The sequence below is a fragment of the Nostoc sp. EspVER01 genome (assembly GCF_034530635.1).
GTDB lineage: Bacteria > Cyanobacteriota > Cyanobacteriia > Cyanobacteriales > Nostocaceae > Nostoc.
This window is the reverse complement of record NZ_JAVRCS010000017.1, coordinates 14,721-31,161: the sequence shown is the minus strand read 5'-3', so window position 1 is coordinate 31,161 and position 16,441 is coordinate 14,721. Positions and strand designations below refer to the sequence as shown.

Annotated in this window: 12 protein-coding genes; all 12 read left to right on the top strand. The window is 44.2% G+C overall.

Translation table 11 applies throughout. The features are described 5' to 3' along the window. The first annotated feature begins 50 nt into the window (after positions 1 to 50). The 12 genes from RMX69_RS16260 (at position 51) to devC (RMX69_RS16205) (ending at position 16,439) form a co-directional block, all read left to right on the top strand. Entirely contained in the window at positions 51 to 1,271 is a 1,221-nt protein-coding gene (locus tag RMX69_RS16260; RefSeq protein WP_322638046.1) for a hydroxymethylglutaryl-CoA synthase family protein, read from the top strand. Then, complete coding sequence (locus RMX69_RS16255) at positions 1,262 to 2,062, top strand: enoyl-CoA hydratase/isomerase family protein (protein ID WP_322638045.1); 801 nt, start codon at positions 1,262 to 1,264, stop codon at positions 2,060 to 2,062. Before RMX69_RS16260 ends, RMX69_RS16255 begins: the two co-directional genes overlap by 10 nt. Next, entirely contained in the window at positions 2,055 to 2,798 is a 744-nt protein-coding gene (locus RMX69_RS16250; RefSeq protein ID WP_322638044.1) for a polyketide synthase, read from the top strand. Before RMX69_RS16255 ends, RMX69_RS16250 begins: the two co-directional genes overlap by 8 nt. Before the next feature lie 39 nt (positions 2,799 to 2,837). Then, positions 2,838 to 3,110 (top strand): phosphopantetheine-binding protein, encoded by a 273-nt coding sequence (locus tag RMX69_RS16245; protein ID WP_289796022.1) that lies wholly within the window; start codon positions 2,838 to 2,840, stop codon positions 3,108 to 3,110. Between the two features lie 273 nt (positions 3,111 to 3,383). Continuing rightward, complete coding sequence (locus RMX69_RS16240; protein ID WP_322638043.1) at positions 3,384 to 4,484, top strand: radical SAM protein; 1,101 nt, start codon at positions 3,384 to 3,386, stop codon at positions 4,482 to 4,484. A 39-nt stretch (positions 4,485 to 4,523) separates the two neighbouring features. Continuing rightward, positions 4,524 to 5,627 (top strand): hypothetical protein, encoded by a 1,104-nt coding sequence (locus RMX69_RS16235; RefSeq protein ID WP_322638042.1) that lies wholly within the window; start codon positions 4,524 to 4,526, stop codon positions 5,625 to 5,627. Continuing rightward, positions 5,624 to 7,948, top strand: a complete 2,325-nt coding sequence (locus RMX69_RS16230; protein ID WP_322638041.1) for a type I polyketide synthase — start codon at positions 5,624 to 5,626, stop codon at positions 7,946 to 7,948. The genes RMX69_RS16235 and RMX69_RS16230 overlap by 4 nt, the downstream gene beginning before the upstream one ends. A 62-nt stretch (positions 7,949 to 8,010) precedes the next feature. Further along, complete coding sequence (locus RMX69_RS16225; RefSeq protein ID WP_322638040.1) at positions 8,011 to 10,935, top strand: AMP-binding protein; 2,925 nt, start codon at positions 8,011 to 8,013, stop codon at positions 10,933 to 10,935. Positions 10,936 to 11,237: 302 nt separating this feature from the next. Continuing rightward, positions 11,238 to 12,656 carry a lipase family protein gene (locus RMX69_RS16220; RefSeq protein ID WP_289796016.1) on the top strand — a complete coding sequence of 473 codons (1,419 nt, stop codon included), beginning with the start codon at positions 11,238 to 11,240 and terminating at the stop codon, positions 12,654 to 12,656. Positions 12,657 to 12,678: 22 nt separating this feature from the next. Further along, positions 12,679 to 13,833 carry an efflux RND transporter periplasmic adaptor subunit gene (locus RMX69_RS16215; protein WP_322638039.1) on the top strand — a complete coding sequence of 385 codons (1,155 nt, stop codon included), beginning with the start codon at positions 12,679 to 12,681 and terminating at the stop codon, positions 13,831 to 13,833. A gap of 262 nt (positions 13,834 to 14,095) precedes the next feature. Further along, entirely contained in the window at positions 14,096 to 15,256 is a 1,161-nt protein-coding gene (devC, locus tag RMX69_RS16210) for an ABC transporter permease DevC (protein WP_289796014.1), read from the top strand. After that, positions 15,246 to 16,439 (top strand): ABC transporter permease DevC, encoded by a 1,194-nt coding sequence (devC, locus tag RMX69_RS16205; RefSeq protein WP_289796013.1) that lies wholly within the window; start codon positions 15,246 to 15,248, stop codon positions 16,437 to 16,439. The genes devC (RMX69_RS16210) and devC (RMX69_RS16205) overlap by 11 nt, the downstream gene beginning before the upstream one ends. The last annotated feature ends 2 nt before the right edge of the window (positions 16,440 to 16,441 follow it).

The following is a 16,441-nucleotide window of genomic DNA, read 5'->3' as shown; positions in this document are numbered from 1 at the left end:
CGTAAATTTTAGAAGTTAAATAGTAATGCACAGCTTATAACTGACGCTCTATGCCTATAGGAATTGAGAAACTTAATCTTTACTCAGGGCAGTTCTATCTAGATATTGCCGATCTTGCCGAAGCGCGTGGTAAAAACTTCCAGCAGATTGCCGATAGTTTAATGTGCAAAACGCGATCGGTTTATCCGGTCTATGAAGATGCTATTACTCTGGCGGTGAATGCAGCCAAACAACTCTTATCACCTCAAGACTTAGAAGATATCGAACTACTAATTGTGGGTACAGAATCTGCGGTTGATTGTGGCAAATCCCTGTCTACCTGGGTACATCGGTTTTGTAATTTGTCTCCTAATTGCCGTAACTTCGAGGTGAAACATGCTTGTTACGGTGGCACTGCGGCATTCAAAATGGCCGCTTCGTGGGTAGCTTCAGGGGCTAGACCTGGAAAAAAGGCATTGGTAATTAACACGGACTTCAGCAGCGTCACGCTCAATAGCGATCAGGAGTTTATCTGCGGAGGTGGTGCAGTGGCGATGCTCGTTAGTACTAATCCACAAATTCTCGAAATTGAACTAGATAAGGCGGGTTACTGGACAAAAGAGATTTCTGACTATCTGCGCCCCACTTTCAACACCGAAGTGATCAAAAGTGAAACGAGTCTTTACTCTTATTTAGATGCTTTGGAGGGAGCATTCAGTCACTACGAGCAAATCGTGGGTTCTGTAGACTATGATGCTGATTTTAAAAAACACATTTATCATGCGCCCTTTCCAGCAATGACGTTTCAGGCACATCGCACCATACTCAACCGATTTGAGGCGGTAGGGAAAGCGGCTGCTAAGTTAAGTTTTCAATCAAAAGTTGCAGAGAGTATACATTTTGCTCAACAAATTGGTAGTTCCTATGGAGGTTCCAATTTTATTTGTTTGTTAAGTCTTTTGAATTATGCCAAGGATCTTAATCCGGGCGATCGCATTTCTTTGTTTGCTTATGGTGGTGGCTGCCAAGCAGAATTCTACAGCGCCACCATTGGAAAGGCTGCAACTGAAATTGTCCGATCGCTCAATATTGACGAACATCTCAATCAGCGACTTCGTTTATCCGTTGCAGATTATGAAGCTAGTGAATTGACGCGTGAAAAATATAGCGATCGCCGAGACTTTAATTTAGAAAACTATTTAGATGAACGCTATGAAAAACGCTATCGAGGCCAAGGTTTACTTGTGTTAAGCAATGTTGAAAATTACTATAGGCAATATAAATGGAGTTAATAGTAGAGACCATCCGCTATAAAATCGATTCAGGAGTTGCCCAGATTGCCTTGGTGCAGCCCCAAACAGGTAATGCGCTCAATTCATCTTTAATTAATCAACTTAGTCAAGCGTTACAAGCTGCGATCGCCGATTCATCTTGTCGGGCGATCGTGCTTCGGGCTGAGGGAACTGACTTCTGCAAAGGACTTGACTTGGAATGGATATTACAGCAGGGAGGAAGACCTCAAATAGAACTCTTTCAAGCCTTTATAAATTGTCTGCAACTGATTTGCCATTCTCACTTACCTGTAATCGCCTGTGTTGAAGGTAATGTTACAGGTGGAGGACTAGGTTTAGTTGCGGCTTGCGATCTGGTTATTGCCAACGAGAACGCAATATTTATGTTGCCAGAAGTCATCATTGGCATGATTCCGGCTCTAATTGCACCTTTCTTACTGCGTCGTCTGACCATAGCACGGCTCAATTATTTAACCCTCAGCAGTCGGGGTATTGACAGCCTAGAAGCCAAAGCATTTGGGTTAGTGGATGAAGTTGCAACTGAAGGTATGGCTACCACCTTGAACCGACAATTACAACGGCTATTTCGTTCTTCTCCCGAAGCGATCGCTGCCAGTAAACAATATTTTGAACAACTCTATGGGTCAGATTTGCAGCGACAAACCAATATTGCCCTGAATCAACTTGTTTCATGGTTAGCACAACCGGAGGTCTTAGAAGGAATTCAAAGTTTCACCGAGGGATTCTCGCCACCTTGGTTTCAAAAGTACAGGGGAAAAACCCATGTCTAAAATTTTGCTCACCAATCTAGAAGACGGCATCTTCCAACTGCAAATCGATGATTCTGAAAACGAAAATCGTTTGAGCGAAGAACTGTGTGATGAATTGATGACAGCCCTGACTCATCTAGCAAAAGAACCGAGCCTGAAAGTCTTGATTTTGAGTGGGCGATCGGATGTTTTCTGTGCGGGAGCAAGCTTGGACACCATCAAACAAGTTGTGAGTGGCAATGCAGATGTCAAAGATTTATCACTGCCCAACCAACTACTTAGCTTTCCCGTACCAATTATTGCAGCTTTGCAGGGTCATGCTGTGGGAGGTGGACTAGCGTTAGCACTCTACTGCGATATGGCGATCGCATCCGAAAACAGTCGGTACGGAGTTAATTTTACAGATTTGGGATTTACTCCCGGAATGGGTATCTTATCTGTCTTACCTGCAATGGTTGGGCATCACTTCGCTAGCGAGATGCTCCTCACCGCCAAGCTCTACAAAGGCAAAGAACTCAAGGGACGAGGTTTATTTAACTACATAGTTCCAGATGAGGAAGTTATGACTTTAGCCTTGGATATGGCACGGAGAATTGCCGAAAAACCCAGACATGTTTTGGAGATGGTAAAAGACACCCTGTCATTACCCCGGCGTCAAGCGCTCCAAGCAGCATTGTCCCGCGAACACCTAATGCACAAAATCTGTTTTGGGGTTCCAGGGACATTAGCACACATCGAAGCGGCCTATTTAGCCTAAATTTTGTTTGTAAATTTTCAAGATAGGAGACAAAACATCATGGATCGAGAGCAAGTATTAAATGTCGTAATTAAACATATCAAGCTCAACGTAGATGGAGTAGAAAATGTTGAAATAGATCCGCATAAAACCATCGGAGAATATGGAGCCAGCAGTCTTGACGGCGTAGAAATTGTTTCTGCTTGTATGCGAGAACTCAAAATAAAAATTCCCAGAACAGAAGTTTCTAGCTTTAAGACAATCAATGACTTGGTGGAATTGTTTGCCAAGTTTAAAGATGAAGCTTCTCAAGAAGTTAAAGTTACGCAATAAAAGGGCGATCGGTGAAGGAGGCAGGAAGCAGTGTTTCGACTCCCTTCTCTACGAGAGGCTGCACTTCTCTACGAGACGCTGCGCGAACGACTACGCTCAGTGACCACGCCAACGATTCCGCTACTTCGACTACGCTCAGTACAAGTCAGGGTAAGTCGCTCAACAACCAGGCATAAAGCAGGAGGAACCCACGCTTAAAAACGTGGGATTGAAGCAAGGAGGATTTTCTGCTATTTACACAATCCCCAATCCTTTTTATAAAAGCAGGTGGAAATGGTTACTCAAGTTGTCGAGTCCGATGTCCAAGATTCATTAATAGAATACTTAGAAGATCCATTTTTAAATTACCTTTTTAAACAAATCAGAAAAGCTGAACAAATTAGAGGGATATCAGTTGATTTAACCCATGCGTGCAATCTTCGGTGTCAGGGATGCTATTTCTTTTTAGATGAATTGGATCAATTCAAAGCACCCAAAAATGAAGCCGAATTTGATACATTTATTGACCACGAAAAGAGCAGAGGAACAAATTTTATTACAGTGGTTGGAGGAGAACCCAGCCTGATGCTAGAGCGATTGCAGAAGCTTTACCAGAATTTTCGATTAATGGTTGTTACCAACGCTCTGATCAAAATTCCTTATGAGGGGTTTGAAACAATGCCGATCGCTATTTCTCTTTGGGGCGATCGCGAAACTGACAAAACACTCCGAGGGGGTGGTAAACTCGATGTTTTTAGCAAAGCTTTAAAAAATTACAAAGACGATCCGCGTGCTATTTGGCATTACACTACCACACCGGGTAACGCCCATGAAATCGCTAGCGTTGTCGAGCAGTGCGTAGCCAACGGTAATCGCGTCTTGTTTAACTTTTACAGCGATCGCATTGACTTAGGAGGAGTTTACGATCACAATCTGGGGTTTGAACATGTACGAGGTGAAATTGACAAAGCGATCGCTCGCTACCCTGACAAAATTTTAATGACTTCGTACATGAGCAAAGTGTTTACCACTCGGCAACTTTACGATGAAACCTGGGGTTATGAAGTTTGCACCAGCCTCACTGTAGATCATGAAATTAATCACAACCGGATTAAAAATGGTAAACGTTATAACCCCCATTATCGCGCTTACAATCCCGATCTGAAATCAACTCGGCGTTGTTGCACGGGTGATAATCAAGATTGCTCAACCTGTTACCAAACTTGGGCGCAGGTTGGTTGGATCATGATCAATTTGGAACGACACCTCGGTTCCAAACAAGAATTTACTAACTGGCTGACTACGACATACCTGTTTTACTTGATGTGCCGCATGGTTGACTTTGAATCCGGTGTGCAACTTTTGCCGGAAATTCATCAACGAGTAAATTGTTAATCATCATTGCTCGGTTTTTCGCAAAGGAAATAAATTGCTATGGCTACTCAGGTAATAGAAACCGAGGTACAAGATCCCTTAATGGAGTATTTAGAAGACCCCTTTCTACATCACCTATTCACCCAGGTTAGAAAGGCGGGTGCCATTAAAGGAATCTCTGTAGACTTAACTCATCTATGTAATCTGCGGTGTGAGGGTTGTTGTTTTTTCACCGACGACTTGGATCAAAATGCAGCACCTAAAGACGATGCTGAATTTGAGGCTTTAATTGCACAAGAAAAAGCTAGAGGCACTAACTACATTACAGCAGTTGGAGGTGAGCCTACCCTAATGCTAGATCGATTGCGAAAGCTGGCGCAAAATTTTTGGATGATTGTCGTCACAAACGGGATGATCAAAATCCCTTATGAGGGGTTTGAAAATATAACAATCAGTGTTTCTCTGTGGGGCGATCGCGAAACCGATAAAAAGCTACGCGGAGGAGGCAAATTAGATGTTTTCAGCAAGGCTCTCAAAAATTACAAAGACGATCGCCGAGTCTTTTGGTACTACACCACCACTGCTGGTAATGCCCATGAAATCGAACGAGTTGTTGAACAATGTGTCGAGAACGGTAACTTTGTAATATTTAACTTTTACGGGGATAAAGCGGGGTTAGGGGGTGTTTATGATGACGATCGCGGGTTTGCAGATGTGCGTCATGAAATCGACCGGATGATTGCCCGCTATCCCGATCGTATCTTGATGACTTCATACATGAATCAAGTGTTTACTACAGGGCAAATGTACGATGAAACCTGGGGCTATGATGTCTGTCCTTGCATCAGTGAAAATCGCCCAGAGAATGCAGCCCGATTCCAAAATGGTAAACCCTATAATCTCCACTTTCGTGCTTACAATCCTGATGCCAAATCAACCAGGACATGCTGCACCAGCGAACATCCCGATTGCTCAACCTGTTATCAAACCTGGTCGCAGATTGGCTGGATTATGCTGAATATGGAGCGGCATTTAGGTTCTAAGCAGGAGTTTACCAACTGGCTGACAACAATGTATATGTTTTACCTGACTGCCAGAGCTATTGACTTTGAAGCCGGCGTTCAGGTTTTACCTGAGATTCACACAAGAGTTAATAGCTTATGATTCCAGAACCCATTGCAATTGTTGGTATTGGTTGTCGCTTTCCTGGAGGTGTCCAAAGCCCAGCTGGCTTCTGGAACCTGTTGCAAAATGGCAGGGATGCAATTACAGAAATTCCTAGCGATCGCTGGAACGTCAACAAATTTTATCATCCCGATCCGGTAGAACCAGGTAAGATGTACAGCCGTTGGGGTGGGTTTCTCGACCAAATAGACCAGTTTGATGCCAAATTCTTTGGGATTTCCAGCGCTGAGGCGGCTCGGATTGACCCTCAACAACGACTCTTGTTAGAAACGGCGTGGGAAGCGCTAGAAGATGCTGGGCAAGCACCGGAACATCTGGCTGGCAGCGATACCGGGGTTTTTATTGGGGTACTTAACCGAGATTACAGTTACATTCAAATGGATGAGCGCAATCGTGATGCGATCAATGCCCATACCATAGTTAGCTCAAACCTCAACTTGGTACCAAATCGCATTTCCTATTGCTTTGACTTCACAGGCCCCAGTCTGCCGATTGACGCTGGCTGTGCCTCGTCATTAGTCGCCGTTCACTTTGCTTGCTCTAGTCTCTGGAATGGTGAATGTAGCCTTGCCCTCGCCGGTGGGGTCAATGTCATCTTCAAACCAGAAATCAGCATCGCCATGAGTAAGGCATTTTTGCTGTCTGCGGATGGTCGTTGCAAGAGTTTTGATGCCGCAGCAGATGGTTTTGTCCGGGCTGAAGGGGTGGGGGTTGTTGTTCTGAAGCCGCTATCCCATGCCCTTGCTGACGGTGATGCTATTTATGCAACGATCCGCAGTAGTGCTGTCAACCAGAATGGTCGCAGCAGCAGTTTTACAGCCCCCGAAACTTTGGCGCAGCAGGTAGTCATGGAAAAAGCCTATCAGCGGGCAGGAATTCTCCCTCAGCAGGTGCAGTATGTAGAAACTCAAGGCTCCGGTTCACCGATGGGGGATGAGATTGAAGCCAAAGCGATCGGGGCTGTCATCGGCAGCGATCGCTCTTTGGGCAATGAATGCGCCATCGGATCTGTAAAAACAAATATTGGACACATGGAAGCGGCTGCCGGCATTGGTGGACTCATTAAAGCAGCGCTAGCAGTTAGCCATCGTCAGATTCCAGCCAATCTGCATTTTCAAACCCCCAATCCCAAAATTCCTTGGCAAGAACTACGGTTGCGCGTGGCACAATCTCTCGAACCACTAACAAATAAGGATAATCAACCACCGATCGTGAGTGTGAATGGTTTTGGTCTGGGGGGCACGAATGTTCATGTGATTCTGCAAGGTGTAGAATCCTTGCCAATTGATACTGCGATCGCTAATCAACCACAAATTTTTTTAATGTCAGCTCGTACTCCAGAGGCTTTGAAAGCCTTTGCTAAAGCTTATATTGAGTTTTTTACTGCCCAGGATGACGCGGCAATTTTATTGGCAGACATTTGCTATACAACTAGTCTGCGCCGTAGCCATCACTCCTACCGTTTGGCAATGGTGGTTGATTCTAAGAAACAACTCACCGAGCATTTAATGGCTTTTCTCGCACAAGAAAGCCGCCCCTCGATGTTTTCTGGCTATGTAGAGCAACAGGGGGAGCAGAGGGGCAGCACTTCTCTACGAGAGGCTTCTCTTTCAGAGACGCTAACGCGAACGCCAACGGCTACGCCCTTCGGCTACGCTCAGGACAAGCTCAGTGACCGAGGAGCAGAGGGGCAGGGGAGAAGTCCTCAATTCAAAATTCTAAATTTTGCTACTGAACGCGCTCAGATATTGAATTCCTTAGCAGAGCGCTATACCCTAGAAGATTCAATTGATTGGAACGCTCTTTATCCTCATGGTGGTTGTTTTGTGCGTTTGCCATCCTATCCGTGGCAACGACAGCGTTACTGGCAGGAATCAGAAGCCTCACGGCAAGATAGATTAGGAGAATCTAATACTGCCCAAGCCTCTAGTGCGGTTATATCCAACGGTTCTCAGATTGATATTATAAAGCAATGGTCAGTAGCGGCAAATAGCCAACGCACCGATTTATTAAGCACTTACATTCAAGCACAAGTTGTCCAAGCCTTAGAGTGTGAAGCTGTTCAAGTTGATGTCCAAAAGCCACTTAATAGTATGGGCATCGATTCTCTGATGGCTGTGAGTCTCAGAAATCACATTGTCACCAATTTAAAGATTGAACTGCCAATTGAACAGTTTATTGCTAGTCCTAGCATTGCGGAATTAGCTCAAGCTTGCCACGAACAATTAATTTTGAAAAATTTGATACCAACTATTCAGATTGCTAATTTTGTTGAGGAAATAGAGGAGTTAACACTTTAGCCTCAGTTCGGTATTGAGACGAGTACAAGCAAAAGCAGATCGGGTTTTGGAGAGGGCTAAATATGGTATTCAATGAATTGTTAACATCTAGTTTGTCAGTCAAAAATTTAGTAGAGTTGACGCGTTATCGCGCCGAACAACAACCCGATCGCCTCGCCTATAGTTTTTTGCTGGATGGAGAAAAGGAAGTAATTAGTCTCACCTATGGAGAACTAGATTTATCGGCACGAGCGATCGCGGTGCAACTGCAAACTGTCAGTGCCAAGCATGAGCGTGTCCTGCTTCTCTACCCACCTGGCCTTGATTTCATTACTGCCTTCTTTGGCTGCTTATATGCTGGTGCGATCGCCGTTCCTGCTTATCCACCTCGACAAAATCAGTCCATCTCCAGGCTGATGGCAATTATGGCAGATGCCCAGGCTAGTGTTGCCCTGACTACAACCTCTCTGCTCACTACCATCGCTACTCAGTTTACGCATCATCCAGAACTGGCTACAAAACAGATTTTAACTACAGACACCATCGCGAATCAGCAAGCAGAGTTATGGCACGAACCCGTTATCGATCCAAACGCGATCGCATTTCTGCAATACACCTCTGGCTCAACCGGGACGCCCAAGGGGGTTATGGTCAGTCATGGCAACTTACTACACAATTTAGAACTGATTCATCAGTTTTTCCAAACCACTCCCAACCAATTAGACGTATCCTGGCTGCCCCCTTATCATGATATGGGCTTAATCGGCGGCATCCTCCAACCCCTCTACGTCGGTTCCTCAATCATTTTGATGTCGCCTGTTGCGTTTTTGCAGAAGCCCTATCGTTGGTTAGAAGCAATTTCCCACTATCAAGCGACGATTAGCGGCGGGCCGAATTTTGCTTATGATTTGTGTGTACAGAAGATTCAGCCAGAACAATTAGTGGGTCTCGATCTGAGCAGTTGGAAAGTTGCTTTCAATGGTGCCGAACCAGTTCGTGCCCAAACACTAGAGCGATTTGTTAGCAAGTTTGAGCCTTACGGCTTTCGCCCGGAAGCTTTTTATCCTTGCTATGGGATGGCTGAAGGCACATTGTTGATTTCCGGGGGGGTAAAAGAGTGCTACCCAACGGTGTGTAATCTAGAAAGTGCTGCTCTCGAACAAAACCAAGTTGTGCTGTGTGCAGAGCAACAGCAGCATAGTATCAAGATTGTTGGGCAAGGTAAAACGGGGTTAGGTCAAACAATTGCGATCGCCAATCCGCAATCTTTCCAGAGATGTCCAGATGGTACAGTTGGAGAAATTTGGGTTACAGGAGCGAGTATTGCTCAAGGATACTGGCAGAAACCCCAAGAGACGCAAGAAACATTCTATGCCTGTTTAGACGATACAGGCGGGGGTTCGTTTCTGCGAACGGGCGACCTGGGATTTCTGCATAATGGTGAATTATTTGTTACCGGGCGACTCAAGGATTTAATTGTGATTCGAGGTCGCAATTACTATCCTCAAGACATTGAACTGACGGTGCAGGAAAGCCATTCGGCTCTCAGACAAGGCTGTGGAGCAGTGTTTGCCATTGAGGTAGAAGGAGAAGAAAGAATCGTCGTGGCTCAAGAAATCGAGCGAACTTACTTAAGAAAGCTCAATGCAGATGAAGCGATCGCGGCAATTCGGCAAGCGGTGTCACAGGTTCATGAGTTATCAGTTTATGCAGTGTTGTTGCTCAAGACTGCCAGCATTCCCAAAACTTCAAGTGGTAAGATTTCCCGTACTGCTTGCCGCAATGGATTTCAAACAGAGAGTTTGGACATGATTGCTGCTGACATCTTGCCCCAATGGGATGGCACAGATAGCGAATATAAACTCACAGCAGCAGAACTGTTAGCGATCGCTCCTACACAAAGACAGCAGCACTTAGAGTCTTACATTCAAGCAAAACTAGCCAGGGGATTGAAAGTTGACTTGGCAAAACTCCATCCCCAACAACCCTTGCATCAGCTAGGCCTCGATTCCTTGACTGCGATCGAGATTAAACATCAAATCGAAGTCGATCTAGGAGTCAATGTTCCTGTAGTCAAGTTTCTCGAAGGTGTGACGATCGCAAATCTCGCTGCTCAAATTCTCAGACAATTGACTGGAGTCAATTCTCAGCAGCAAGGCGAAAAGCTACCCTTTTTCTGCATTCATCCGGTGATGGGTGTTGCTTCCGTTTACTCCGACTTGGCAGAGTTATTGGGTCAAGAACAACCTTTCTACGGGCTACAATCTGCGGGGATTACTGGCGAAGGCAAATCAAAAGATTGTATAGAAGACATTGCTGCTGAGTATATCCACGGTATCCAACAGGTGCAGCCAGAAGGCCCCTATTGTCTAGGAGGTTGGTCTTTTGGGGCGCTGGTGGCATTTGAAATGGCCCAACAGCTACAGCAAGCAGGACAGACCATTGTCTTACTGGCACTGATTGATACTCCTGCCTTTTGCGACAATCGCACTCAGAATTTCTTCCAAATGGCTAAATTTCTGGTGAATTCCGTGCTTCGCAATCTTGGCCCTTATCTGGATGAGACAGTAGACCATTTTCTGACTGCTGTCGAAGAACGACAACTTACCCAACAGATTGGAACTAAGACCTCGAAGCCATTGCATTTTTTGGTTGAGCCAGGGAGTATAGCTAAGGTTGTCGCCCACCAGTCCAAGCTGAGTAAGCTTTTCCAACCAGCTGCGCGACGGCTATTTCAAGTCATACAAGCTAACAACTCAGCCCTCCTCAAATACAAGCCACAGCCTTATCCAGGTAAAGTTACCCTCTTTCGGACGAGCAAACAAACTGGAAAAAATCCCCAAGATGCAACCCTTGGCTGGGGCGATCTAGCGATCGGCGGAGTTGAGATTCATCAAATTCCGGGAAACCATCTGAATTTAGTCCTCCCGCCCCATGTAGAGGTACTTGCCGAAAAGCTAAAAGCTTGTCTCGATCGCGTGCAGGTTCAAAAGATGGAGGTGTTGTAGATTTTGCCTTTCCTAGCAGTCTTCTATTAGCTTGATAATACTATCAGGAGATTTATAAAAATAAATAATAACCAAAGTTTCCAATTTGATTACTGATAGTTATAAAACAGCACTAACTGATATTATCCTATCAAGTCACCATCTATATTCAGAGGATAAAAGTCAAACATCAGTAGAACGACTTCAAAAAACCAAACTATGTAAAGAAAAATGAAATAGCTTAAATCCTTTTTCCTTCTGCCTCCAGCGTAGCTGGCTGCTGCTTGATTCCAATAATAAATATTCACACCGACCTACTTCTTATGAGTATACCTTTAAAGCTTCGCAGTGGTTTTAGCTTTGATGAAGCGATTTTAATGGCTAAGTTCTCCAAACGAAGTTATGAAATATTTCAAGTCGGAGGAGGCTCTGTTGAGGATGCCGAAGTCCAAGATATCTATAACTCTCTGTATAAGAATGAGGGCTGGAAATTAGTTCATAGCTTGCAGAATAATGAAAATAATATCCGAGGTTTCATTTTTAAACGGGAAGGAAGTAATCAATTGGCGGTGATTTTTCGAGGCACTATTGTTACCGATCGCGGTCAAATTGAATTAACGGATATTTTGACCGATCTCAATTGGTCATTAATTAACTATGGTTCTCTACCAGATACGCGAGTCAAAGTCGCACGGGGATTTTTTGAAGGATTTGAAGCCGTCAAAGATGAACTAGCTGCCTTTTTTCAGGTTCTCTTAGGTCAAATTAATGCTCAAGATTTTGAAATATTTCAAACCTTAAATCCTGCCAAACAAATTGCTATTGCCCATGCCATTGCGGCAGCTGGAGGAATCCGATTCGGATTAGCCTTTGAGCGCCGATTAAAAAAACTAATTTCGGAAGTCTTCTCTTATGATGCGATCGGCAACCTGAATCGAGCCTGGAGTTTTGCCCGCGATGAACTCTTGAACTTTGAAGACATCTCTAGAGAAATGAGTGAGTTATCGAATAGTCGCAGGGTTGGTACTAGCTTGAGTTCTAGACCTAAGATACCTAAAAACGCCAGTCGGATTGAAGTTTTTGTAGGGGGACATAGTTTGGGTGGTGGTTTAGCTCAACTCGGCGCTCTGTTCTTAAAACGCCGTTTTAGTTCTTTAGGAGAGTCAGCTTTACGAGTCAAAGTATACACCTTTGGATCTGTGAAGGTTGGCAATCACCATTTTGCCAATTACTACAACGAACAGTTAGGAGAAGGATTTAGTTACCGCATCGAAAATCAACTGGATCTGTTTACCCTAGTACCCTTTAGCCTTCCTTTCCCTTTAAGTATGGTTGCTGGCAATGGCTTGAGATTGGGCGAACTTTACTTAGGCAATTACGAACATGTGGGAGAAGTTCATCACGTAATTGGACTGGGAAATCACGGTGTCTCTCTGAATTTTGGGGGAGCGGCAGAATTTATGGGAGGTATTCCTTTTCCTCACAGCTTCGATACCTACATTCAACTGCTGCAAGAAGACAAAAAACGGTGGCATCAGTTGTGGCAACCCATTAGAGGAATTCTCAGCATCTTTTTACAAGAAATGCTCCAGGAACAGGAAGCTGAGATTGTGATGACTACCGAAGAACAAATGCGGGGGGTTCAAGAACAGACATCTGAAGAAATTCGTAGTCTCAAACAATCTCTAGACGAACTTAAAAGCGAAATTCAGCGATCGGGGCTGAACTTGAAGAACGAATAAGAACTAGTAACTTTTGCTACTTATGATGACCCATACTGTTACTGCTCGCAATCTTAGTATCTTTGCTGGTCTACTGGCATTAAGTATCGGGGCTGGATACGTTTTCCTGTTTAAAGTATCTAGCCCGTCACCCGCCAACAACGCCTCATCATCTTCGTTATCGTTGCCCCCTGAAAAAACAAAAGTCCTAGCATTGGGGCGGTTGGAACCAGAGGGGGAGATTACCAAGGTTGCAGTTCCAGTGGGGGCGCAGATTGATAAATTAAAAGTTTCTGAGGGTGATTGGGTTAAAGTCGGACAAGTCTTGGCTTATCTCAAAAGCCATCAAGAAGTTCTGGCTAAACGAAATTTGGTTGCTAGCCAGGTAGAAGAGGTGCAAAAACAGATACAAACAGATAGCTCCGTCAATAAGATTGAGATTAGTCAGGCACAAGCACAGATTAGTCAGATTTCTACTCCTCGTTTGCAAGAAATTAGCTCTCAAGAGGCTGCTGTTCGCCGATCGCAAGCAGAATTACAACAGGCAATTATCATACGCGATCGCTATGCAAAACTTTATGCTGAAGGTGCAGTTCCTAAAGAAGATTATGAGATTAGGAAGTTACTGGTTGTACAAACCCAGGAGAATTTAAGTCAAGTCAGAGCCAAGTTACAGCAATTAACCAACACCCGTCAAGCAGATATCAAAGTAGCTCAAGAGAACCTCAAACGCTCAGAGATGAATTTAAAGCGAGTCGCTAGCCATAGTGGGTTGATTTCAGCCATCCAAAATTTAAAACTGGCTCAGGCACAGTTAGAGCAAACTATTATCCGTGCGCCCAAAAACGGCCAAGTCCTGAAGATTTATACCCAGGCTGGGGAAGTGATTTCCGATCGCGGACTTCTAGCTCTGGGCAACACACGTAATATGTATGTAGTAACAGAGGTGTTTGAAACAGACGTTAAGTCGATTAAAGTCGGACAGCGAGCAACAATTACCAGTCCGGTTTTTGAAGAAAAAATGACTGGCACTGTCACAAAAATTGGTCAATTGGTGTTTAAAAACGACATCATTGGGGACGATCCGACAGCAAAATCAGATGTCCGAGTGGTAGAAGTGAAAATCCGCCTAGATCGAAGCGAACTTGTCTCCGATCTAAGTAATCTGCAAGTAGATGCCGAGATTGATTTAAATTAATTGGCTAAAGGTTTTTCAAAGGGGAATAGGGAACTTGGGCGAATGGCACTAAGAAAAGCCCAAAGACTTATTGTATCCTCGTTCCTCGTTCCCAGCCTGGAGGCTGGGAACGAGGAATGAGAGGCTCTGCCTCTTGTCAAGTTATGGAGGCGGAGCCTCCAGGCTGGAAGTTAGGGCAAGGGCTGTATCTTAACTTAGTGGCATTCGGAACTTGGACTTTCACAATTTTTAAAGGTCTCTAAATTATCAGGAGTCAGGGAATGTGACTAACCGTCAGCACCGCAAACACTGGAAAGGACCCCCATTGGCATGGCAAAACTTAATTCAGAGTAAAGCTCGCTTAGGCGCGGGAGTATCAGCCATCAGCTTTGCAGTTTCCTTAGTATTTATGCAACTTGGACTCTTTAGCGGAGTGATGAAGGGAGCGACGCTCCTCTATGACAGCCTCAATTTTGACATTGTATTGATTTCATCCAAGTCGCCGGAGTCCACCTATGTTCCACCCTTTTCCCGACGTTATTTATATCAGGCAGGAGGGACGAATGGCGTTGCTGCTGCCAGACCACTTTACCTCGCGTTTCGCTCGTGGCGTAATGTAGAAACAAAGCGAATACGAGCGCTTTTGCTTTTGGGGTTTAATTACCGAGATCCTGTGTTGCGCGTGCCAGAAGTTTATCAGTCTTTACCAGCCCTACAACGTCAAGATACCTTGTTAATGAATAGCCTCTCACGCTCTGAATTTGGCCCGAGAGAAGTGGGTCTGAAAACTGAACTGAACAGGCAAGAAGTTGAGATTGTAGGGCTGTTTAGCTTAAATAATACTATCCGTGCTGATGGCACTGCAATTGTTAGCGATCAAAATTTTATTCGTTTGAATCCGGGGCGATCGCTAGATGATGTAAGTCTGGGGTTGATTACAGTTGAGCCTGGTGTAAAGGTTGATGAAGTGGTGCAAAACTTACGCCAAATCATGCCAGCAACGATTAAAGTATTCAGTCGTCAAGAAGCGATGTCTAGAGATCGGGAATATTGGGTTAAGTCTACTTCGCTCGGTTATATCATTGGTGTTGCTGTGATCATGGCTTTTCTAGTTGCGACTGTGATTGTGTATCAAGTCCTGAGTTCTGATGTCAATGAACGCTTGCATGAGTATGCAACCTTAAAAGCCATTGGATATACTAATTTGCGTTTGTTGTCGGTCGTTATCCAGGAAGCGCTCGTGCTGGCGACGCTGGGGTTTATTCCTGGTTGCCTTCTGGCTTTGGGGATGTACCATGCCATTTTTATTGCCACAAGACTACCAGTCGCCATGACTGTTAGTCGGATGTTATTCGTGTTTGTTCTGACGATTGTGACATGTAGTGCGTCTGGATTTGTTGTTGCTCGCAAAGTTTTAGTTGCAGATCCCGCCGATGTTTTCTAGCAAAAAGGTTCGAGTTGCCCTCTTTAAGTTTTCCCTGGCCTGGCGCAATCTGCTCCAGCAACGATCGCAGTTTTTCACAGCATTAGCTGCGATCGCATTTGCGGTTTTTCTCATGTTTTCCCAACTTGGATTTCAGAATGCAATGTTGAATAGTAACGTTGCGTTTATTCAGGCATTCAATGCTGATTTAATCATGCTCAGTCAGCGGCGCTATGTTACCGTTATTGACGAAACTTTTAATCGAAGTCGATTATATCAAGTTAGACAATTTGAAGGCGTTGCAGCAGCTTATCCACTTTATATCACTCTCGGTAGCTGGAGACGTTATGGAACTGCTGAGGAAAGGTCTATCCGAGTGTTTGGATTTAATCTAGACGATCCTGTTTTTCTCTTACCTGAGATTCAAGCGGCTGAATTTGCCCTCCAAATGCCCAACACTCTATTGGCCGATAGCAGGTCTCGCAAAGATTATGGTTCTATGCAACCGGGTGTGACAACTGAGCTTTCTGGTGTCCAAGTCAAAGTAATTGGAACCTTTGAACTGGGTGCTGACTTTGTAACTGATGGTAATTTAATTGTTAGCGATCTTAATTTTCTGAGAATCTTTGCAACTAGACCTTCTGGAATTGATTCCAAGTTTCGTTCATCGCTCAACGACGTTGATATTGGTCTAATCAAAGTGACTCCAGGAACGAATAGCGATCGCCTAGAAAAGTTTTTAAATCAATCTTTACCATCTGATATAGTTGTTTACACGAAACAACATTTTATTGCCAAAGAACTAGATTATTGGACGCAATCATCTGGAATTGGGGCTATTTTTGGACTAGGAACAATCATCGGTTTTGTGGTTGGTATTGTCGTAGTTTACAACATTATCTATAGTAATGTTGCAGATAATCTACCTCAATATGGCACTTTGAAAGCCATTGGTCATTCTAATTTTTATCTTGTCGGTATTGTTTTTCTCCAATCTATCATTCTTTCATTTTTTGGTTTTTTTCCGGGTTTTTGCTTAAGCTTTGTTTTTTATCAGTTAATTTCTACGGCTACAGGGCTGCAATTAGAGATGAATTTTCACGTTATCAGCTTTGTGCTATGTTTAACGGTTTTAATGTGTGTTGTTTCTGGACTGATAGCAACCAGAAAGCTGCAAAAGATAGATCCGGCTGATATTTATTAATA

Excerpts from the sequence above, each read along its gene's own strand:
- RMX69_RS16260 (WP_322638046.1), top strand. The coding sequence starts at position 51 with ATGCCTATAGGAATTGAGAAACTTAATCTTTACTCAGGGCAGTTCTAT.
- RMX69_RS16255 (WP_322638045.1), top strand. The coding sequence starts at position 1,262 with ATGGAGTTAATAGTAGAGACCATCCGCTATAAAATCGATTCAGGAGTT.
- RMX69_RS16250 (WP_322638044.1), top strand. The coding sequence starts at position 2,055 with ATGTCTAAAATTTTGCTCACCAATCTAGAAGACGGCATCTTCCAACTG.
- RMX69_RS16245 (WP_289796022.1), top strand. The coding sequence starts at position 2,838 with ATGGATCGAGAGCAAGTATTAAATGTCGTAATTAAACATATCAAGCTC.
- RMX69_RS16240 (WP_322638043.1), top strand. The coding sequence starts at position 3,384 with ATGGTTACTCAAGTTGTCGAGTCCGATGTCCAAGATTCATTAATAGAA.
- RMX69_RS16235 (WP_322638042.1), top strand. The coding sequence starts at position 4,524 with ATGGCTACTCAGGTAATAGAAACCGAGGTACAAGATCCCTTAATGGAG.
- RMX69_RS16230 (WP_322638041.1), top strand. The coding sequence starts at position 5,624 with ATGATTCCAGAACCCATTGCAATTGTTGGTATTGGTTGTCGCTTTCCT.
- RMX69_RS16225 (WP_322638040.1), top strand. The coding sequence starts at position 8,011 with ATGGTATTCAATGAATTGTTAACATCTAGTTTGTCAGTCAAAAATTTA.
- RMX69_RS16220 (WP_289796016.1), top strand. The coding sequence starts at position 11,238 with ATGAGTATACCTTTAAAGCTTCGCAGTGGTTTTAGCTTTGATGAAGCG.
- RMX69_RS16215 (WP_322638039.1), top strand. The coding sequence starts at position 12,679 with ATGATGACCCATACTGTTACTGCTCGCAATCTTAGTATCTTTGCTGGT.
- devC (WP_289796013.1), top strand. The coding sequence starts at position 15,246 with ATGTTTTCTAGCAAAAAGGTTCGAGTTGCCCTCTTTAAGTTTTCCCTG.